General features: G+C 62.7%; 17 protein-coding genes. 12 read left to right on the top strand and 5 right to left on the bottom strand.

Going from position 1 to position 18795, the window contains the following annotated elements; all coding sequences use genetic code 11:
• The first annotated feature begins 13 nt into the window (after nt 1-13).
• Nucleotides 14-391: a hypothetical protein gene (locus ACZZZU_RS03440; protein ID WP_463549758.1), complete on the top strand. Its 378-nt coding sequence runs from the start codon at nt 14-16 to the stop codon at nt 389-391.
• A 233-nt stretch (nt 392-624) separates the two neighbouring features.
• Here the strand turns inward: ACZZZU_RS03440 and ACZZZU_RS03435 are convergent, their stop codons facing one another.
• A complete protein-coding gene (locus tag ACZZZU_RS03435) occupies nt 625-1398 on the bottom strand; it encodes an AraC family transcriptional regulator (RefSeq protein ID WP_463549757.1) in 774 nt (257 codons plus the stop codon).
• 128 nt (nt 1399-1526) lie between these two features.
• Between ACZZZU_RS03435 and ACZZZU_RS03430 the strand changes: the two genes are divergently transcribed.
• Nucleotides 1527-2744: an MFS transporter gene (locus ACZZZU_RS03430; protein ID WP_463549756.1), complete on the top strand. Its 1218-nt coding sequence runs from the start codon at nt 1527-1529 to the stop codon at nt 2742-2744.
• A 30-nt stretch (nt 2745-2774) separates the two neighbouring features.
• On the opposite strand, the gene ACZZZU_RS03425 is transcribed toward ACZZZU_RS03430, so the two are convergent.
• Nucleotides 2775-3257 carry a VOC family protein gene (locus tag ACZZZU_RS03425; RefSeq protein ID WP_463549755.1) on the bottom strand — a complete coding sequence of 161 codons (483 nt, stop codon included), beginning with the start codon at nt 3255-3257 and terminating at the stop codon, nt 2775-2777.
• 217 nt (nt 3258-3474) lie between these two features.
• Between ACZZZU_RS03425 and ACZZZU_RS03420 the strand changes: the two genes are divergently transcribed.
• Complete coding sequence (locus tag ACZZZU_RS03420; protein ID WP_463549754.1) at nt 3475-4410, top strand: LysR family transcriptional regulator; 936 nt, start codon at nt 3475-3477, stop codon at nt 4408-4410.
• Between the two features lie 564 nt (nt 4411-4974).
• On the opposite strand, the gene ACZZZU_RS03415 is transcribed toward ACZZZU_RS03420, so the two are convergent.
• Both ACZZZU_RS03415 and ACZZZU_RS03410 read right to left on the bottom strand, forming a co-directional pair.
• Nucleotides 4975-5409 (bottom strand): GlcG/HbpS family heme-binding protein, encoded by a 435-nt coding sequence (locus ACZZZU_RS03415; RefSeq protein WP_463382651.1) that lies wholly within the window; start codon nt 5407-5409, stop codon nt 4975-4977.
• A complete protein-coding gene (locus ACZZZU_RS03410) occupies nt 5406-6761 on the bottom strand; it encodes a metal-dependent hydrolase family protein (RefSeq protein ID WP_463549753.1) in 1356 nt (451 codons plus the stop codon). Before ACZZZU_RS03410 ends, ACZZZU_RS03415 begins: the two co-directional genes overlap by 4 nt.
• Before the next feature lie 258 nt (nt 6762-7019).
• On the opposite strand from ACZZZU_RS03410, the gene ACZZZU_RS03405 reads away from it, so the two are divergent.
• The 8 genes from ACZZZU_RS03405 (at nt 7020) to ACZZZU_RS03370 (ending at nt 14381) form a co-directional block, all read left to right on the top strand.
• Nucleotides 7020-7397, top strand: a complete 378-nt coding sequence (locus ACZZZU_RS03405) for a nuclear transport factor 2 family protein (RefSeq protein WP_122496396.1) — start codon at nt 7020-7022, stop codon at nt 7395-7397.
• Nucleotides 7398-7686: 289 nt separating this feature from the next.
• The gene (locus ACZZZU_RS03400) at nt 7687-8478 is read left to right on the top strand and encodes an ABC transporter permease (RefSeq protein WP_463549752.1); all 792 of its coding nucleotides are present in this window, start codon (nt 7687-7689) and stop codon (nt 8476-8478) included.
• Between the two features lie 2 nt (nt 8479-8480).
• Nucleotides 8481-9242 (top strand): ABC transporter ATP-binding protein, encoded by a 762-nt coding sequence (locus ACZZZU_RS03395; RefSeq protein ID WP_463549751.1) that lies wholly within the window; start codon nt 8481-8483, stop codon nt 9240-9242.
• Complete coding sequence (locus ACZZZU_RS03390) at nt 9239-10435, top strand: acyl-CoA dehydrogenase family protein (protein ID WP_463549750.1); 1197 nt, start codon at nt 9239-9241, stop codon at nt 10433-10435. Before ACZZZU_RS03395 ends, ACZZZU_RS03390 begins: the two co-directional genes overlap by 4 nt.
• Complete coding sequence (locus tag ACZZZU_RS03385) at nt 10432-11391, top strand: D-isomer specific 2-hydroxyacid dehydrogenase family protein (protein WP_463549749.1); 960 nt, start codon at nt 10432-10434, stop codon at nt 11389-11391. The genes ACZZZU_RS03390 and ACZZZU_RS03385 overlap by 4 nt, the downstream gene beginning before the upstream one ends.
• On the top strand, nt 11388-12212 hold the full coding sequence (locus ACZZZU_RS03380; protein ID WP_463549748.1) for a class II aldolase/adducin family protein: 825 nt from the start codon (nt 11388-11390) through the stop codon (nt 12210-12212). The genes ACZZZU_RS03385 and ACZZZU_RS03380 overlap by 4 nt, the downstream gene beginning before the upstream one ends.
• A 12-nt stretch (nt 12213-12224) precedes the next feature.
• Nucleotides 12225-13187, top strand: coding sequence for an ABC transporter substrate-binding protein (locus ACZZZU_RS03375; RefSeq protein WP_463549747.1), 963 nt, complete (start codon nt 12225-12227; stop codon nt 13185-13187).
• Nucleotides 13188-13190: 3 nt separating this feature from the next.
• Nucleotides 13191-14381, top strand: coding sequence for a dipeptidase (locus ACZZZU_RS03370; RefSeq protein ID WP_463549746.1), 1191 nt, complete (start codon nt 13191-13193; stop codon nt 14379-14381).
• A 394-nt stretch (nt 14382-14775) separates the two neighbouring features.
• On the opposite strand, the gene ACZZZU_RS03365 is transcribed toward ACZZZU_RS03370, so the two are convergent.
• A complete protein-coding gene (locus tag ACZZZU_RS03365; protein ID WP_463549745.1) occupies nt 14776-15945 on the bottom strand; it encodes an integrase core domain-containing protein in 1170 nt (389 codons plus the stop codon).
• A gap of 827 nt (nt 15946-16772) precedes the next feature.
• Between ACZZZU_RS03365 and ACZZZU_RS03360 the strand changes: the two genes are divergently transcribed.
• Nucleotides 16773-18794: an alpha-1,4-glucan--maltose-1-phosphate maltosyltransferase gene (locus ACZZZU_RS03360; RefSeq protein WP_463549744.1), complete on the top strand. Its 2022-nt coding sequence runs from the start codon at nt 16773-16775 to the stop codon at nt 18792-18794.
• Nucleotide 18795 lies beyond the last annotated feature (1 nt).

Here is an 18795-nt window from a genome sequence, read left to right as displayed (position 1 = left end):
CAGAGGACTTCACATGGAATGTTTTGAACACCCGGGTGCAACGGGCGTGGGCCTCTGCCGAGGTTGTGGCAAGGGCGTGTGCCGCGCGTGCGCTGTGGTACTGCCGAAAGGCTTGGCGTGCTCGCCAGCGTGCGAAGTGGAGGTGGCGGAAGTCACCGAAATGAACGAACGCGGCAAACGCATCTACGGCATCGGCCAGTACAAAACCAACCAGTTGGCGAGTGGGGTGCTGGTGTGGCTGTTGCTGAGCGGGGCGATGGTGTCGATGTCTGGCTACTTCTTTTTTGCCCGCGGCCGGATTGACTACGTGACTAGCACGATGGCGGTTTTGTTTTTGCTGATTACGTACATTACGTATCGCGGGAGTAAGCGGACCGGGATTAATTGTTGAGGAGTTTCGTTACTGGCCGAGATTCTGGATCCCCGCGTGCGCGAGGATGACGGAGGTTTGGGCTACGTTCGAAGACATAACCTGGCCTTTGAAAGAGGAACCTAGTCGCCAAGACCACACCGTCATCCTCGCGCACGCGGGGATCCAGAATGCTGCGGCGACCATCGTAACTGGCCACAAGCGCGGTTCCTGGCCCTTCGCCTCAGCGCCCCCACACAACCGCCGCCCACCCACTACTTAAAAAACTGGCTCGGCGTAACCCCAAACTGCTTTTTAAACATGGTCGCAAACGCGCTTGGGCTCTCGTAACCCAGCGCACCCGCCACTTCGATGATTTTTTCGCCCACGGCGATGCGTTCCAGCGCTTGCATCAGCCGCGCTTGTTGGCGCCATTGGCCGAAGGTCATGCCGGTGCTTTTCTGGAATAACCGCTGGATGGTTTTTTCGTCCAGGTGCAGGCGCGCGCTCCAGTCGGCCAGGGTGGCGGTGTGGCCGGGGTTTTCTTGCAGGGTCTGGCAGATGGCGCCAAGGCGCGGGTCGGTCGGTTGCGGCAGGTGCAGGGGCAGGGTGGGCAGAATTTTCAGCTCGTCGAGAATCAGGTTCATCACCCGCGCTTCTCGCGAGTTGTTGGCGTACGGCTCGGCAATGCCAATGGCGGTCTGGATCAATTCGCTCAGCAGCGGCGAAATGCTCACGGCGCGGGTTTCGGTGGGCAGGTCTAGCGAGTCGTCAGGGTGCACGAACACGCTGCGCATTTTCAGCGGGCCGATGCAGCGGATGGCGTGCTCGTGGCCGCAGGGCATCCAGATGCCGCGACTCGGCGGCACGGTCCATTGGTGCATCGCCGCATGCACCACCATCACGCCTTGGATGGCGTAAATCAGTTGGTGCTTGTTGTGGCAATGGGGCGCGATTTGCCAGTCAGCCGGGTAGTCGGTGGCACTGGTGCTCACGCGCCACGCAGCGGCGTCGATTTCTTCCAGCAACTGCGGCAAGGGTCTGATCATGTTGTCCGTTTTGCGATAGGTGTTGTCTGCATCACGCGAGACAGGCGCTTTTAAGGGCCCGTAGCATAGCGTCGACCCCTGAAATTACCAGCGCATGTGTCTGCGCTGGCTTGTCTGGAAGCTGCCCTATGTCCACCAGTGCCACTGCTTCACCGTCCTTAGCCAGTACCGTCACTCAGCAGGCCAGCCCGCTGGTGATGCGCGTGATCGGCGCCTGCGCCCTCGCGCATTTGATCAATGACCTGATTCAAGCGGTGCTGCCCTCGATTTACCCGATGCTCAAGGCCAACTATGGCCTGACCTTCGCCCAGGTCGGCCTGATTACCCTGACCTTTCAACTGACGGCCTCGCTGCTGCAACCCTGGGTCGGTTACCACACTGATCGCCACCCGAAACCGTGGCTGTTGCCGGTGGGCTCGCTGTGCACGCTGGTGGGTATTTTGCTGCTGGCCTTTGTCGGCAGTTTCCCTGCGATTCTGCTGGCTTCGGGGCTGGTGGGCATCGGCTCGTCGACCTTTCACCCGGAAGCCTCGCGCATCGCCCGGCTGGCCTCGGGCGGGCGCTACGGCCTGGCGCAGTCCACCTTTCAAGTGGGCGGCAACGCCGGTAGCGCGTTCGGGCCGTTGTTGGCAGCGGCCATCGTCATTCCGTATGGCCAGGGCCACGTGGCCTGGTTCGGCTTGTTCGCCACCTTTGCCATTGGCGTGCTGTATGGCCTGAGCCGCTGGTACCGCAACCACCTCGCGCTGTTCAAGCTCAAGCAAGGCGGCGTGGCAACGCATGGTTTGTCGAAACAGCGGGTGATTGCCGCCTTGGTGGTGTTGGCCATGCTGGTGTTTTCCAAATACTTCTACATGAGCAGCCTGACCAGTTACTTCACGTTTTTTCTGATCGAGAAGTTCGACGTTTCGGTCACCAGCTCGCAGCTCTACCTGTTCCTGTTTTTGGGCGCGGTGGCGGCCGGTACGTTTTTCGGCGGGCCGATTGGCGACAAGATCGGCCGCAAGAAAGTGATCTGGTTTTCCATCCTCGGCGCCGCGCCGTTCACCTTGGCGCTGCCCTACGTCGACCTGTTCTGGACCGGCGTACTGAGCATGATCATCGGCTTTATTCTGGCCTCGGCATTCTCAGCCATCGTTGTGTACGCCCAGGAACTGGTGCCCGGAAATGTCGGCATGATTGCCGGTGTGTTTTTCGGGCTGATGTTTGGCTTCGGCGGAATCGGCGGCGCCTTGCTGGGCTATCTGGCTGATATTCACGGCATCGAATATGTGTTCCGCCTGTGCGCGTTCCTGCCGCTGCTGGGCATTCTCACCGTGCTGTTGCCCTCAACCAAGGGCGTGTAAAACCGCGCCCCGGCCCGCGCACGGTGAGCGTTACGCATCGTGTTCACCGCGCATGGCGGGCTGTTCGATGGGCTGGCCAATGATGCGGTCCAGGGGCGAGTGGGGGAAAACCATCTCCACCACCACGCCGTTCGGGTCTTCGACGAACAACTGGTGCTCGCCAATTTCGGGGATCACCCGCTCACTGAAGCTGATGCCCAGCGACATCAGGCGTTTTTGCATCGGACCCAGGCCCATGCAGCGCAACGACACGTGATCAATCGAACCGGAACCGTGCCGCGCCGACCGTGCGCCCAGGTACGCCTCCAACCCGGAGCGCGCATCGGTGATGGCGACGATGTGCAAAATCGGCTGATCGCCGGCGTACAGCCAGTAACCAGGAAACCGAAACGCCGGCCGAGGGCCGTGTTTTAGGCCGATCACGTTGCTGAAAAAGTCGGCGGTTTCGTCCCACTTTTTGGTGCGGATAGTGAAGTGGTCGAGGCGCTGGATGGTAATGGCGGCGTTTGTCATGGCGATGCTCCGAAATCGGTGGCGGTTAACAGCTCCGGATGCTGCGGTTTTTTTCCTGCAGCAATAAGCGGCCCGTGCAGCAAGCACTTTCGCGGAGCGGTTGAAGATGCGCCCGGCCAGGCATAAGCGGCCGCGATACCTGCCAGCGCCAATGCTGATTGGTCTGATGAAGCGCGCTGAATTAGGGTCGGCTACCGCCTTTTTGTGAGCCGTACCGATGCGTTTTCGCCGCCTCGATCTCAACTTGTTAGTCGCGCTGGATGCCTTGCTCAGCGAGTGCAGCGTGACCCGTGCGGCCGAGCGTTTGTGCTTGGGCCAATCGGCCACCAGCTCGGCGCTAGGGCGTTTGCGTGAGCATTTCAACGACCCGCTGTTGGTGGCGGTCGGTCGCACGATGCAACCGACCACGCTGGGCTTGGCGCTGCTGCCGAAAGTGCGCGAAGCGCTGGCGCTGACGCGCGAGATTATCGATGCGCCGGTGCGCTTCGAGCCGGCGCAGTGTGAGCGGCGTTTTACCGTGGTGGCGTCTGATTATGTGGCGGCCGTGTTGATGCCGGCGGTCAGTCGTGAACTGGCGCGACTGGCGCCGGGCGTGCGCTTGACCGTGCGTGATTTGCCGTTGCCGCGCGACGGCGACGTGGTCAGTGAAGCGCTGGACTACCGTCGCAGCGATTGCGCCATCGTGCCCCAGCGCCGGCTCAACCCGGCGTACCCGCAGCAGCCGTTACTGACCGATGAACTGTGCTGCCTGGTGAGCGCCGAGCACGCCGCCTATGCCGATGGCATCAGCTTGGCGGCGTATTGCGAGGCGGAGCATGTGGTGCGCGAATTTGCCGATGGCCGTCAGTTGGCGCTGGATGCCGCGCACTTGGAAGAACTCGGTATTAGCCGCCAAATTGCGGTGGCGGTAGAAAGCTTTGCCTTGATGCCGGACTTTCTCGTCGGCACGGCGCGGGTGGCGACGCTGTTCCGGCGCCAGGCCGCGTTGTTTGCCAGCCGCTATTCACTGCGTGTGGTGCCTGCGCCGTTGGCGTTTCCGGTGGCGACGCAGGTGGTGCAATGGCATCCGTATCAGCATGCGGACCCGGCGTTGAGTTGGTTTCGGTCGGTGTTGGTGGCGCAGGCGGGGAGTCTGAACGCGGTCTGCGTCTAGTCCCCTCGCCCCGGCGGGGAGAGGGTTAGGGTGAGGGGGCTGCGCGCACAATTTGCGAGCGAGTAAAGGCCGGCCCTCACCCCCAGCCCCTCTCCCGCTAGCGGGAGAGGGGAGCTCAAGCGCGGTCTGCTTTTAGTCCCTCGCCCCAGCGGGGAGAGGGTTAGGGTGAGGGGGCTGCGCGCGCAATTTGCGAGCGAGTAAAAGCCGGCCCTCACCCCCAGCCCCTCTCCCGCTAGCGGGAGAGGGGAGCTCATGCGCGGTCTGCTTTTAGTCCCCTCGCCCCAGCGGGGAGAGGGTTAGGGTGAGGGGGCTGCGCGCACAATTTTCGACCGAGTAAAAGCCGGCCCTCACCCCCAGCCCCTCTCGCCTGTCCGGCCGACTTAGCGGGCGAGGGGAGCTCAAGCGCGGTGTGCTTTTAGTCCCCTCGCCCCAGCGGGGAGAGGGTTAGGGTGAGGGGGGCTGCGCGCACAATTTGCGAGCGAGTAAAAGCCGGCCCTCACCCCCAGCCCCTCTCGCCTGTCCGGCCGACTTAGCGGGAAAGGGGAGCTCAAGCGCGGTCGGCTTCTAGTCCCCGCAATCCGCCTGCAATCCGGCCGCCGCAATCGCCAGCAGCGCACAGCGCTCGTCGTTATCCGAGGTGTCGCCACTCACGCCAATCGCCCCCAGCAGTTCACCGTGCGTCGAGCGAATCAACACACCGCCCGCCACGGGAATCACTTCGCCTGCGGTCAGGCTGTTGATGGCATCGAAAAACGCCGGCATCGCTTGCGCACGGCGGGCCAGTTCGCGCCCGCCAAAGCCCATGCCCAGACAGCCGCGTGCTTTGCCGGTGGCAATCTGTGGCCGCAGAAAACTCGCGCCCTCATCGCGCACCACGGCCAGCGGGTGACCGGCCTGATCGAGAACGGCAGCGGCCATGGGTTTCAGGCCCAAATCACGGGCCGCCTGCACAGTGGCGCTGGCCAGTTGCGCGGCGAGGGTAAAGGTCAGTGCAGTCATGCGCCTGCGCTCCATTTGCCCAAGTGCGCGACGCGGTCGCGGGTGTACAGGTCGGTCCATTTCAGTGAGTTGAAGTCCGACACCTGCTTAGGGTTGTAAGGCGTGCGGTCGAGGCGCATCGGTTGGCCGGCTTTGTATACCGCCTTGAGGGCACTGCGGTTTTGCAGCAGGCGGATGTCCTCCAAGGGCGAGCCGTCGAGCAGGAGGAAGTCGGCCTGTTTGCCCACCTCCAACGTGCCAAGGGTTTCGCCCCGTGGCATGCAGCGAGCACCGACGTTGGTGGCGGCGTAAAGGGCTTCGGCCGGGGTAAAGCCGAGGCGGGTGACCAGCAGTTCCAGCTCGCGCGCGTGCCATTCGCCATAGGGCGTTACGGCAAAGCCGCTGTCGCTGCCGCAGGCGAACGGAATGCCGGCGGCCTTGGCGCGTTTGAGCACCTGGCTGCCCACTTCCAGGGTGCGCGCGCAGTAGGCGGCGTAGCCGGTGGTGATGGCCGGGTCGTGGGGTTGGCAGAAGTCCACGGTGTTCTGCGGAAAGGTCATGGTCGGCGCCAAAATGCTGCCCGCTTCGAGCAACGCGTCGATGCAAGCGTCGTCCATGTAGAACGCGTGGAAGACGAGGTCGACCCCGGCCTTGGCGGCATACATCACCGCTTCGCGGCCATAGGCGTGGGTGGCCACTTTGCAGCCGAGGCGGTGGGCTTCGTCGACCATCTCTTTGGTTTCATCAGCGGTAAAGGCGGCGATGATTTCGCCGTTGGGGCGGCGGTGGGTGCCGTCCATGGCGATTTTGATCAGGTCGACGCCATCTTTGGCCTGCTTGCGCACCTCGGCCAGCGCTTCGCTGCGGCTGGTCACCAGGCGCGCGGTGAAATATTCGGGTGCACCGACGCGGCTGGGAAACCAGTCGTTAAGGCTCTGTCGGTTGGTAATCACCCGGCTGCTGGCGGCAATGCGCGGACCCTCGAACAGCCCGGCGGCGATGCTGTTGCGCACTGCGATGCTCAACTGACCGCTGTCGCCGGGGCAGACCATGCTGGTAACGCCGGCCGCCAACACATGCTGCGCGAAGAACATACCGCGCAGGGCGCGGAATTCGTCGCTGGTCCAGATATCAATGTCTTCCTCGCTCTGTGCATTACCAAAGGCCAGATGGGTGTGCACATCCACCAGGCCGGGCATCACAAAGTGGTCGGCGGCATCGACCACCTGAGCGCCAGGCGCGGGAAGCGGTGCGCTGCTGCGCGGGCCGACATAACTCAGCACGCCGTTCTCCACCACCAGCGTTTGCTGCTGGCGGGTGGCGAGGCTGGTGCCGTCGAACAGGGTTTGGCAGTGCAGGTGCAAGGTGCTCATAGCGGTGACATCGCTGTAATGGGAGGTGTGCAGGCAGGCTGCCGAGCGCGGCGGCGGGGCACCAACAGATTGCGTCGATGGCCAGGTATTGACCGCCTCAATACGTGGCGCAGCCCTTGCCTGGCCTGGGCTGCCGGGCAAGCGACGGGCGAGGGCGGCACGCAGTGAGAGTGGCGATGGCAGCCATCGTGATCGACGATTTTTTAACGCCCAGCGCGGCGCCTAAGGTGCGCGCTCTCAACCCATAGGAGCGTCTGCATGAACACCCACCAACACCTGCTGGAACTGGAGCAAGCGCGCAGCCGTGCGCTGGTAGCAGAAGACCACGCCCGCGTGGCCGAGCTGTTCGCCGACGACCTGGTGTACGTGCACACCACCGGCCTGGTGCAAGGCAAAGCCGACTACCTGACCTACGCCAAAACGGCGGTGCAATACCTGGCCATCGAGCGCGGTGAATTACAGATTCGCTTCTACGGCGAAGGCGTAGCGGTGATGACCGGGCCGCAATGCAACACGCTGCAAAAGCGCGGCGGTGATCAGCCGATTCGCGGGGAAGGGTTTGCCACCCAGGTGTGGACGCTTGGGGCGCAGGGGTGGCAGATCAGCTCGTTTCAGGCCACGCGGTTGCCGGCTTGAAGGCAGCGTCGCCTGGAAAAGCATCGCGGCTAATCGGAATGCCGCCCAGCCGCTCCTACAGGTGGTCGGTGCCTCTGTAGGAGCGGCTTCAGCCGCGATAGCTACACCGCCGATCCGGCATATTCAACCTCAATAAGTATGCTAACCACGCATATACAAAAACAAAGGTAATGCGCCCATTACATATTAGGTTAGAACCAAATCGAATTTCCCGCTCATTTCTTATGTAGTTAGCATGGCCCCACCTGAAGGCCGAAACGCCTTCATTTGCTGATTTCAGGGAGATGGCATGTCAGTACGTTCACTTGCTCGCTGGCCGATGGTGCGCAACGTGGCGGCGCGGTTGGTCAGTCCGTTGCTGTTGTTGTTGCTCTGGGAAGTGGCCTCGCAAACCGGCGTATTACCGACGCGCGTTATCGCCGCGCCCAGCGCTATCGGCGGCACCTTGTGGCAGTTGCTGGCGAGCGGTGAGTTGGCTGGGCATTTGTGGGTGTCGTTGGGGCGTGCGCTTAGCGGCCTGGCGATTGGCGTTAGCGTGGGCACTACGTTGGCGCTGGTGGCGGGGCTGTCACGCGGTGGCGAGTTGGCCATCGACTCGCCGATGCAAATGCTGCGCACCCTGCCGTTTCTGGCCATCGTGCCGCTGTTTATCTTGTGGTTCGGGGTGGGCGAAACGCCAAAGATCGCGCTCATCGCCCTGGGCACCACCTTTCCCATTTACCTCACCTTGTTTGCTGGCATCCGTGGCCTTGATCCGAAGCTGATCGAAGCGGCCACGCTGTTCGGCCTCAACCGTCGCGAGCGCGTGTGGCATGTGATTTTGCCGGGCGCGTTGCCTTCGTTTTTTGTCGGTTTGCGCTATGCGTTCGGCATCAGTTGGCTGGGGTTGGTGGTGGTCGAGCAGATCAACGCCACGGCCGGCATCGGCTACCTGGTGAACGATGCCCGCGACTTTATGCGCACCGACGTCATCGTTATTTGCCTGCTGGTGTACAGCGTGCTCGGCCTGGGCATTGACGCCCTGGTGCGCGGGCTCGAACGGTTCACCCTGGCCTGGCGGCCGACGTTTATTGGGAGTTAAACATGCCTCGCGGTAGCTCGTTTTCTGCGGTGTCGGTGCGCCAGGCGGTTCGCCAATTTGGCCCGCAGCGCATTCTTGATGGCTTGGATCTGGAGATCGGCGCCGGCCAGTTCGTGGCCCTGCTGGGGCGCAGCGGCTCGGGCAAAACCACTTTGCTGCGCGCGTTAGCCGGCTTGGACCAGATAGACAGCGGCCAACTGCAAGTGCCCGAGGCCCGCGCGGCGGTGTTTCAGGAGCCGCGCCTGATGCCGTGGAAGCGTGCCTGGCGCAATGTCAGCCTCGGCTTGCGCGGGCCAGAGCCGCGTGAACGGGCGCTGGCGGCCATGGCGGAAGTGGGCTTGCAGCATCGTTTGCAAGCCTGGCCCGGCACCTTGTCGGGCGGCGAGGCGCAGCGGGTGGCGCTGGCCCGGGCCTTGGTGCGCGAGCCGAAACTGCTGCTGCTTGACGAACCCTTCGCTGCCCTCGATGCGCTCACCCGTTTGCGCATGCAGCAGTTGGTGCTGGAACTGTGGCGCAAACACGAACCGGCGGTGCTGCTGGTGACCCACGACGTCGACGAAGCCGTGCTGCTGGCCGACCGCGTGTTGGTGCTGGACCAGGGCCGCATCGTCGATGACCTGGCGATCACCCAGCCGCGCCCACGGGAAATTGCCACACGCTCGTTGCAGGACATTCGCCGCCATCTGCTCACCTTGCTCGGTGTCGAGTCCGCGCCCGCGGCTGCGCCCAGCCATTCTTTCTACCTGACCGGAACGCACCGATGACCCTGACTGCCCAGCCCGCCATCGCCGTGGACACTCGGCCCGACTTGGACAGCCCGGCCTTCGCCCAGCTGCTCGACACCCTGACCATCGAGTTCGCCGCCAGCGCCGGCCACTACGACCGCCACAGCGAATTTCCGCACGCCAATTTGCAGCGCTTGCACCAGCACCAGTTGCTCGCCCTGACCGTGCCACGCGAGCTGGGCGGCAGCGGCGCCACGCTGGCCCAGGCCCGGCGTGTAATCAGCGCCGTGGCCAAGGGCGAACCGTCCACCGCCTTGGTGCTGGTGATGCAATACCTGCAACACACGCGCCTGCAAAAAAACCTGGCCTGGCCCGAATACCTGCGCCTGCGCGTGGCGCGCGAAGCAGTGGAAGAGGGCGCGCTCATCAACGCCCTGCGCGTAGAACCCGAACTCGGCACCCCGGCGCGCGGAGGCTTGCCCGCCACGCTGGCCACGCGGGTGCCCGAAGGCTGGCGGCTAAACGGGCGGAAAATTTATTCCACCGGCATTCCCGGTTTGACCTGGCTGTCTGTGTGGGCGCGCAGCGATGACAGCGTGCCGCGCGTGGGCACCTGGCTGGTGCACCGCGATACGCCGGGCATTCGCGTCGAAGAAACCTGGGACCACCTCGGCATGCGCGCCACCGGCAGCCACGACGTGATTTTTGACAACGTGCTCGTGCCCTTCGACCACGCCGTCGACGTGCAGCCGGCCGACGTGCCGCGCCCCTCGGAACTCGACCCTTCGGGCGTGCTGTGGCTGGCGGTGTTGCTGTCGAGCATCTACGACGGCGTGGCGCAGGCGGCCCGCGACTGGCTGGTGGGCTGGCTACGCGAACGCACGCCCGCCAACCTCGGCGCGCCGCTGGCGACGTTGCCGCGCTTTCAGGAAGTGGTCGGCCGTATCGATGCGTTGCTGTTGTCCAACCGCGTGCTGCTCGATGCCGCCGCTGAAGGGCGCGTGCCGGCCAGCGAAGCCACGCAGATCAAATACCTGGTCACCCACCAGGCGATCAAAGCCGTGGAATTGGGCATCGAGGCCATCGGCAATCCGGCGTTGGCGCGCGGCAATCCCTTGGAACGCCACTTCCGCGACGTGCTGTGCAGCCGCATTCACACCCCGCAAGACGACGCCATTCTTGGCGCCGCCGGCCGCGCTGCTTTCGCCCAGGCCGCCGAGGCGCTGGCATGAGCGCGTTACGAATTGCCAGCCAATTGGACGTGGCGTTTAACGCGCACTTGCGGCTCGTGCTGCCGGATGCCGAGGTGCTGGATTGGCCGCGCGGAGTATTTGCCGGCTTGCCGGCCGACGTGCAGGTAATGCTCGCCGCGCCGCAGCCAAAATTGCTCAGCGCCGAAGAGCCGGTCGGCTGGCCCTATGGGTTGCAGTTCATTCAACTGGTGAGCTCGGGCATCGACTTTTTCCCGCTCTGGTTGCTTGATCGCGTGCCGGTTGCCAGTGCGCGGGGCGCCACTGCTGAGGCCATCGCCGAGTTCGTCCTGGCCAGTGTGTTCGGCGCCGCCAAGCAGTTGCCGGCGCTGTGGATCAACGACGACAGCCAGTGGCAGCAACGCCCGTTGGCGTCGGTCAGCGGCAGCACGTTGGGGCTATTCGGCTTTGGCAGCATCGCCCGCAGCACGGCGCACAAAGCCCTGGCGCTGGGCATGAACGTGGTCGCCTTGCGTGGCTCGGCCAAACCCTTCGACCTGCCGGGAATTCAGCCCGCGCGGGACATTCACGACCTGTTCGCCCGCGCCGATCACCTGTTGCTCGCCGCGCCCGCCTCGGCGCACACCTACCGTGTGGTCAACCGCGCCGTACTGGCTTCGGCCAAACCGGGCCTGCACTTGATCAATGTGGCGCGCGGCAGCTTGATCGATCAGGACGCCCTGCGCGAGGCGCTGGATACCGGGCAGATTGGCCTGGCCAGCCTCGATGTCACCGACCCCGAGCCGCTGCCCGACGGTCACTGGCTGTACCGCCACGCGCGGGTGCGGTTATCGCCGCACACCTCGGCCCATTCGCCACAGGTCTATCTCAATATCGCCGCGCTGCTGGCGCACAACATTCAACGGTGGCGCGCCGGCGAGGCCTTGGAAAACGCCGTGCTCGTCGCCCACCCGTCGCCTGAAGGAGTTCCCGCATGAGTGCCCAACCGCCCGGGTTGCCGAAGCCGTCTGCCTATGGTTTGCAGCGTGACGGCCACACCGTTTTCCGCTGGCAGCACCCGCCGCAACAGGCCACCTATGCGGCGGAACGGCGCGTGCGCCGCGAGCGGTTGGCGGCGGGTTTTCGGCTGTTTGCGCGGCACGGCTTCGACATGGGCGGTGCCGGGCATATCACCGTGCGCGACCCGGAATTCCCCGAGCATTTCTGGGTAAACCCGGTGGGCGTTTACTTCGGCCATATCCGCGTCAGCGACCTGCTGCTGGTGAACCCGGAAGGCGACATTATCGAAGGCGAGGGCTCGCTGAATCTGGCCGCGTTCGCCATTCATGCCGCCCTGCACAAAGCGCGCCCCGACGTGGTGGCCGCCGCGCACGCCCATTCGTTGTACGGCAAAGCCTGGTCCAGCCTGGGCCGCTTGCTCGACCCACTGACCCAGGACGCCTGCGCCTTTTATGAAAAGCACGCGCTGTTCGACAACTTCAGCGGCGTGGTGCTGGAAGAAAGCGAAGGCGCGCGCATCGCCGCCACGCTGGGCGCGGACAACGTCGCGCTGATTCTGCAAAACCACGGCTTGCTCACCGTTGGTGAAACCGTGGAGGCGGCGGTGTGGCGCTTTATCGCCCTGGAAAACGCCGCCCACAGCCAACTGCTGGCCGAAGCCGCCGGCACGCCGAAACCGATTCCCGCCGCCGTCGCGCGCCACACCGCTGGCCAAGTGGGCACCGAATTCGGCAGCTGGTTTGCCCTGCAATCGCACTGGGATCGACTGGTGCGCGAAGAACCCGATTTCCTCGAGTGAAGGACCACCGTTATGAACCGTCGTGAATTTATCCAGCGCTCGGCCGTCGCCGGGCTGGCCGCCGCCTTGCCGTGGCGCCTGGCCCACAGCGCCGCGCCCTGGGAAGGCGCCAGCTTGCACGTGGCCACCTACAAAGGCGCGGCGCCGACCTTCTTCGCCGAAGCGGGCATTGAGACGCCGCCGTACCCGGTTAAATACGCCGAATTTACCGGCGGCAATCTGGCCTTCGAAGCGTTGGTCAGCGGCACCCTCGACATCGCGCCAATGAGCGAAATTCCGCCGATTTTCGGCATCAAAAACCATGCGCCGGTGAAGTTGATTGCGGTGCTGACGGGCGACGTTAACAACCAGGCGATCATCGTGCCCAAGGGTTCGAACATCCAAACCCTCAGCGACTTGCGCGGCAAACGCATCGGCTACATCCGCTCCACCACCTCGCATTTCTTGCTGCTCAAAGCCCTCGAAGAACAAGGCCTGAGCTTCGCCGACATCACGCCCATGGCGCTGACCCCGCAAGACGGTTTCGCCGCCTTTCAAAACGGCAACCTCGATGCGTGGGTGACATACGGCTACTTCATTCAACTGGCCGAACTGCGCAGCGGTGCGCGGGTGTTGCGCACGGGGCAGGGCTATTTGTCGGGCAACTACGTGATTGCCGCCAACGCCAACACCATCGCCGACCCGAAAAAACACGCCGCCATCACCGACTACATCCTGCGTGAATACCGCACCTGGCAATGGATTCAACACAACCCCGATGCGTGGGCGGCCAAGAGCGAGAAGATTCTCGGCATTCCCAAAGAGGTGTTTCTCGCCCAGTTCAAAGCCCAGAGCGGCCCGCGTGTATTGCAGCCGGTCGACGATGCCGCCGTGCGCTCGCAACAGGAAGTGGCCGATGTGTTCTACCAAGCCGGCGTGCTGCCCAAGGCCCTGGACGTGTCAACGCTGTGGGACCGCAGCTTTCGTTGGGGTTGAGCCATGAGACGACCCACCGTGGTGTTGCTGCTGGCGCTGGCGGCAAGTGCCCCGGCGTCGCCTGAGGAACCGCTACACCAGCGCTTGCTGATACTCGACAGCCACCTCGACACGCCCATGCAATTGGCGCGGCCTGGCTGGGACATCAGCCAGCGTCACCGCTACGCGGACGACCTCTCGCAAGTCGACCTGCCGCGCATGCGCGACGGCGGCCTGGACGGTGGCTTCTGGGCCATCTTCACCCCGCAGGGCCCGCTCACCGACGAGGGTCGCACGCTGGCCAGCGAACATGGGTTGGCCGTGCTCACGCGCATTCGCGACATGATCGCCAGCCACCCGAACGACTTCGAACTGGCCCTGACCGCCGCCGACGCCACACGCATTGCCGCGCAGGGCAAACGCGTGGTGTTTATCAGCATGGAAAACGCCGAACCGCTGGCCGCCGACCCTGCGCGCCTGGTCACCTACCACCGCCTGGGCTTGCGCATGCTCGGCCTGGTACATGCCGCCAACAACAGCTTCGCCGACTCCGCCACCGCCTTGCCGCACTGGCACGGCTTGAGCGCCGACGGCAAAGCGCTGGTGGCCGAAGCCAATCGCCTGGGCATCGTGCTCGATGTTTCCCACGCCTCGGACGCCACCTTCGACCACGTGCTGGCCCTGAGCCGCGCGCCGATCATTGCCTCGCACTCCGGCAGCCGCGTGATCGCCGCCAGCCCCCGAAACCTCGACGACAACCGCCTGCGCCGACTGGCCGCCGCCGGTGGCGTGGTAGGCATCAACAGCTTCCCCAACGACCTCATCACCCGCCGCCCCAACCCCATGCGCGACAAAGCCCTGAGCCCGCTCTACCGCGAATTTCGCAACGCCGCCGCGCTGAGTCCCGAACGCGTCGCCGACCTGGCCGAACGCATCCGCCAAGCTGATGCCGCGTATCCGCAACAGCGAGTCAGCTTTGACCACTTCACTAACCATCTGCTGCATGTGCTGGCCGTGGTTGGGCCTGAACATGTAGCCATTGGTGCCGACTGGGATGGCGGCGGTGGCGTGGTGGGGATGGAAGATGTGAGCCAGTTGGGGCGCATTACCGAACGGCTGTTGCAGGCCGGGTATGGGGAAGGGGACTTGGCCAATATTTATGGCGGGAATTTATTGCGGGTTTTGGCGGCGGTGCAGCGGGTGGGGCAACCTTGAGCCCAGTCCCTCTCGCCCGTCCGCATGCGCGCTAATTGCGTTCGCCTGTGCCAACGCCTTTTGCAGGAATCGCGGCTAAAGCCGCTCCTACAGCAGCGCACCAACCTGTGGGAGCGGCTTTAGCCGCGATGCTTTTGATGTTGCTTACAGGCTCTTGATTGTGATCTGGCTTGTGATCTACCCGCCCCATTCATCGCAGGCCGAGTGGAGTCGACGTGTAGGGGGTTGAGCGGCCGGGAGCCGCGAAAGGCGTGTCGGGCCATGGATGGCCCTTATCGCGGGGACGCCTAGTCCGTGCCCCCGGAGCGGCGATGGAATGAGGGGACCCGTAGTGCAGCGTAGGGCCAAGGTAGGGGCTGTACGAGACAACCACATGGGTAACAAAAGTGTTCAATCACATGGGTGACACTTTCAAGGATAGATACCCATCCTTCTGCTCCCTTTCGTCCAGCCTACCTATCACAACCGGGCCGAAATGAACGGCCCAAAGATCATCGCCAATTTGCTCCAGCCCAATTAGTTCGTGCCTTAAAAGATACCCCACATAAATGCGCATACCGTGGTGATTGATGATCCCGCTGCAGTCGGCCCGGTGCGGTTCGACATAGCCAGGATATGTCGGCTCCGGCAAGCGTTCCGGGTATGGCCGTGGCGAATTCTGGTAATGGGTTTTGGGCGTGCTCTGGTTTAGCGCTTCGTGCGGCCGCTGCTCATTGTAATTATGACGAAACAGGTCGAACTGCCTTTGCTGCTCCGCCATATGCGCAGAACAGGGGTGAGTGACGGCCCGTTTCAGCGTCCGATGCATACGTTCGTGGCGCCCATTCTGTTCGGGGCGGCCAGGTGCTATTCGTTCAGGAATGATGCCCAGCCGTAGCCACCAAATGGAGAGTTGGCTTAGACCTGTTTTGCCAGCGCTAGCGAAGGGGGTGCCGTTGTCTGTTCGCAGGCGCGAAGGTAATCCGTAGCAGCGAAACAAATCTTCGAAAGCCGACTTGGTCTCCTTTAGCCGTGTGCCGGACATGCCTTCGCAAGCCAGCAGAAAACGACTGGCGTGATCCATCACCGTCAACGGATAACACCACTTCCCGTCCTGAGTCAGGAACTGACCTTTGTAGTCGGCGCTCCAGAGTTCATTAGGTTCGTTGGTCGATTTAAGCGGCTTTGGATAGCTAGGTACCCGCTTACGAAGCCGGCGGGGCGTGACCAATCCCGCCTGTTTGAGGATGCTGTAGATCGTGGTCCGGGAAGGACTTTGCCCAGGATATCGCTGCTCCACGAGTGCCTGGATCTTCTTCGGCCCCAGTTCAACCGCAGATCGGCGCCTTAGATCAAGGATGTACTCGCGGATAACAAATGGCGTGCACACCTGTTCGCGACGCCGCCGACTTTGCTCAGCCAACCCCTCCATGCCGGCTAAGTTGTAGCGTTCCACCCACTTGTAGCCGGTCTTTCGACTGATGCCGAAGTGCTCGCACAACGCAGTGAAGCTGCTGACCTGCCTGAGGTAATCAGCAATGAACAACACTTTCTCGTCCATAGGTTTCAGTTCTCGCCACGGCATGAGGGCACCCTCCTGAGGGAGACCCCATTAGGTTAAAAACTGTTACCCATGTGGTTGAACTGATTTGTTACCTATGTGGGTGAGTCGTACCGGAGCTAGACTTTTTGGTTACTTTTGTGGCAATGACAAAAGTGACTCGCGCGTAAGGCGCGAAACAAAAACGTTCAGCGCACGCGGTAATGAATACCTGCGTTCGACTTCAAGATTCGACCTTGCTTTTAAACCAGAGGAATTCTTCGTTACCACGTTTGCGCGGCATTTTATTTCGCGCCTTACGCGCGAGTCACTTTTGTCATTGCCGGATTGCCGGACCACCCAAAAGTAACCAAAAGGTCTAGCTCCTACCTTGGGTCTACGCTGCGCTCCGACTTCCCTCCTTCCGTAGCCGCTCCGGGGGCACGGCGCAACGGGCCTTCCCTGGCCCGATGCGCCTCTCGCGGCTCCCGGCCGCTCAACCCCCTCCACGTCGACTCCACTCGGCCTGCGATAAACCTCGCGAGGTAGATCAAAATCAAGAGCGAAAGATCACGAGCCAGATCACCGGCGGGATCACGAGCCAGATCACGCGCTACCCAATTTCCCGCATAAAACGCAATGCCCCCCAGCCCATCCCACGGCCCTCGTGGGTTCTGTAGGAGCGGCTTTAGCCGCGATCCCTGCAAACACCATTGCCTGGCCAATCAATCCATCAAATCCCTGAACTTTTGCTCAAACACGGGGCTCGGAACTGTACGCCCCCTGTTTCGCCAGGGATGACGAACTCCAACCAGCCGCCTCCCATTCTCCACCACGGGTGGCGGCTGTTTGCTAAGAAGGAGCCCGATTCGATGTCGCACGCCAGCCCGTTGGCCCCCCTCAATCAGGTTGCTGAACGTCAGGCTGCCACCTTGCAATTGGATGACGCTTTGCAGCTGCCGCGCATTGCCATTGAGGCGGTGACGCCCGTGGTCGAGGCCGGCCGCTTTGCCGCCAAGGGCATCGCCGGCTCTGCCGTGACGGTGAGCGCGGTGATTTTCACCGATGGCCACGACAAGATTGACGCGTCCATCCTCTGGCGCGCCGAGCTGGAAGAAAAATGGCACCGCGTGCCGTTGCAGTCTTTGGGCAACGACCTCTGGCAGGGCGAGTTCACCCCCAGCCAACCCGGGCGCTATCAATTCGCCGTGCAAGCCTGGTGGGATGTTTACGGCACGTTCGCCTATGAATTGTTGAAGAAGTTTTCCGCCGGCGTGCCCATTACCCTCGAGTTGCAAGAGGGCGAATTGCTGCTGCGCCGCGCCGCTGAAAACGCTGGCCCCGAACATGCCGAGCTGATGGCCGAGCGCTTGCGCGCGTTGCAAGACACCCAGTCGGTGGATGAGCGCGTGACGTTTTTTCTGTCCGCCGAAACCACCGAGGCCATGCGCCACACCGAAGCCCATCCGCACCGTGTGAACAGCCCGGCATATCCGTTGGATGTCGAGCGCAAGCTGGCGGAGTTCGCCAGTTGGTATGAGCTGTTTCCCCGCTCGGTAACCGATGATGAAGACCGCCACGGCACCTTTCGCGATGTGATTGAGCGCCTGCCGTATGTGCGCGATATGGGTTTTGATGTGCTGTATTTCCCGCCGATTCATCCCATCGGCAAGGCGCACCGCAAGGGTCGCAATAATTCTTTGCAAGCCCGCGCCAATGATCCTGGCAGCCCGTATGCCATTGGCAGTAAAGATGGCGGCCACGATGCTATTCACCCGCAGCTCGGCAGTTTTGAAGATTTCCGCGCGCTGGTTCAGGCCGCCAAAGAACACGGGCTGGAGATTGCCCTGGATTTCGCGATTCAGTGCTCGCCCGATCACCCGTGGCTGCAAGAGCATCCGGGTTGGTTTAGTTGGCGGCCAGACGGCAGCATTCGTCACGCTGAAAACCCGCCGAAGAAATACGAAGACATCGTTAACGTCGACTTCTATTCCAAAGACGCCATGCCGGATTTGTGGTTGGCGCTGCGCGATGTGGTGAAGGGTTGGGTGGAGCAGGGCGTCACGCTGTTTCGCGTGGACAACCCGCACACCAAACCGCTGCCGTTTTGGGAGTGGTTGATCGCCGATATCCGTACCACTCACCCGGAAGTGATGTTTCTCGCCGAGGCTTTTACGCGCCCAGCGATGATGGCGCGTCTGGGCAAGGTGGGCTTCAGCCAGAGCTACACCTATTTCACCTGGCGCAACACCAAGGCCGAACTGGCCGAGTACTTCACGCAGTTGAACGAAGCGCCGTGGCGCGATTGCTACCGGCCGAATTTCTTTGTGAATACGCCAGACATCAACCCGGCCTTTTTGCACAACAACGGCCGCGCTGGTTTTCTCATTCGCGCCGCGTTGGCGACCATGGGTTCCGGGCTATGGGGCATGTACTCGGGCTTTGAAATTTGCGAGTCGGCGCCGGTGCCGGGCAAAGAGGAATACCTGGATTCGGAGAAGTACCAGATCCGCCCGCGTAACTATCAGCAGCCGGGCAACATTGTCAGCGAGATCGCCCAGCTCAATCGCATTCGCCGGCAAAACCCGGCCCTGCAAACCCACCTGGGGCTGCAGATTTACACCTGCTACAACGACAACATTTTGTTGTTTGGCAAACGCACGGCCGACCTCAGCAATTTCGTGCTGGTGGCCGTCAGCCTCGACCCGCACAACGCTCAGGAAGCCCACTTCGAACTGCCGCTCTGGGAGTTCGGGCTGCCCGACGACGCCAATTTGCATGGCGAAGATTTGATGACCGGCCACACCTGGACTTGGTATGGCAAAACCCAATGGATGCGCATTGAGCCGTGGCACCAGCCATTCGGTATCTGGCGTGTGCGCGTAACCGGCTAAG

Source organism: Pseudomonas sp. AC136 (assembly GCF_979258585.1).
The sequence above is the reverse complement of the archived record's forward strand: the minus strand, read 5'-3'. Positions and strand labels throughout refer to the sequence as shown.

Excerpts from the sequence above, each read along its gene's own strand:
- ACZZZU_RS03405 (WP_122496396.1), top strand. The coding sequence starts at position 7,020 with ATGAACACCCACCAACACCTGCTGGAACTGGAGCAAGCGCGCAGCCGT.
- ACZZZU_RS03400 (WP_463549752.1), top strand. The coding sequence starts at position 7,687 with ATGTCAGTACGTTCACTTGCTCGCTGGCCGATGGTGCGCAACGTGGCG.
- ACZZZU_RS03435 (WP_463549757.1), bottom strand. The coding sequence starts at position 1,398 with ATGATCAGACCCTTGCCGCAGTTGCTGGAAGAAATCGACGCCGCTGCG.
- ACZZZU_RS03385 (WP_463549749.1), top strand. The coding sequence starts at position 10,432 with ATGAGCGCGTTACGAATTGCCAGCCAATTGGACGTGGCGTTTAACGCG.
- ACZZZU_RS03365 (WP_463549745.1), bottom strand. The coding sequence starts at position 15,945 with ATGCCGTGGCGAGAACTGAAACCTATGGACGAGAAAGTGTTGTTCATT.
- ACZZZU_RS03440 (WP_463549758.1), top strand. The coding sequence starts at position 14 with ATGGAATGTTTTGAACACCCGGGTGCAACGGGCGTGGGCCTCTGCCGA.
- ACZZZU_RS03360 (WP_463549744.1), top strand. The coding sequence starts at position 16,773 with ATGTCGCACGCCAGCCCGTTGGCCCCCCTCAATCAGGTTGCTGAACGT.
- ACZZZU_RS03425 (WP_463549755.1), bottom strand. The coding sequence starts at position 3,257 with ATGACAAACGCCGCCATTACCATCCAGCGCCTCGACCACTTCACTATC.
- ACZZZU_RS03370 (WP_463549746.1), top strand. The coding sequence starts at position 13,191 with ATGAGACGACCCACCGTGGTGTTGCTGCTGGCGCTGGCGGCAAGTGCC.
- ACZZZU_RS03410 (WP_463549753.1), bottom strand. The coding sequence starts at position 6,761 with ATGAGCACCTTGCACCTGCACTGCCAAACCCTGTTCGACGGCACCAGC.
- ACZZZU_RS03375 (WP_463549747.1), top strand. The coding sequence starts at position 12,225 with ATGAACCGTCGTGAATTTATCCAGCGCTCGGCCGTCGCCGGGCTGGCC.
- ACZZZU_RS03390 (WP_463549750.1), top strand. The coding sequence starts at position 9,239 with ATGACCCTGACTGCCCAGCCCGCCATCGCCGTGGACACTCGGCCCGAC.
- ACZZZU_RS03380 (WP_463549748.1), top strand. The coding sequence starts at position 11,388 with ATGAGTGCCCAACCGCCCGGGTTGCCGAAGCCGTCTGCCTATGGTTTG.
- ACZZZU_RS03430 (WP_463549756.1), top strand. The coding sequence starts at position 1,527 with ATGTCCACCAGTGCCACTGCTTCACCGTCCTTAGCCAGTACCGTCACT.
- ACZZZU_RS03395 (WP_463549751.1), top strand. The coding sequence starts at position 8,481 with ATGCCTCGCGGTAGCTCGTTTTCTGCGGTGTCGGTGCGCCAGGCGGTT.
- ACZZZU_RS03415 (WP_463382651.1), bottom strand. The coding sequence starts at position 5,409 with ATGACTGCACTGACCTTTACCCTCGCCGCGCAACTGGCCAGCGCCACT.
- ACZZZU_RS03420 (WP_463549754.1), top strand. The coding sequence starts at position 3,475 with ATGCGTTTTCGCCGCCTCGATCTCAACTTGTTAGTCGCGCTGGATGCC.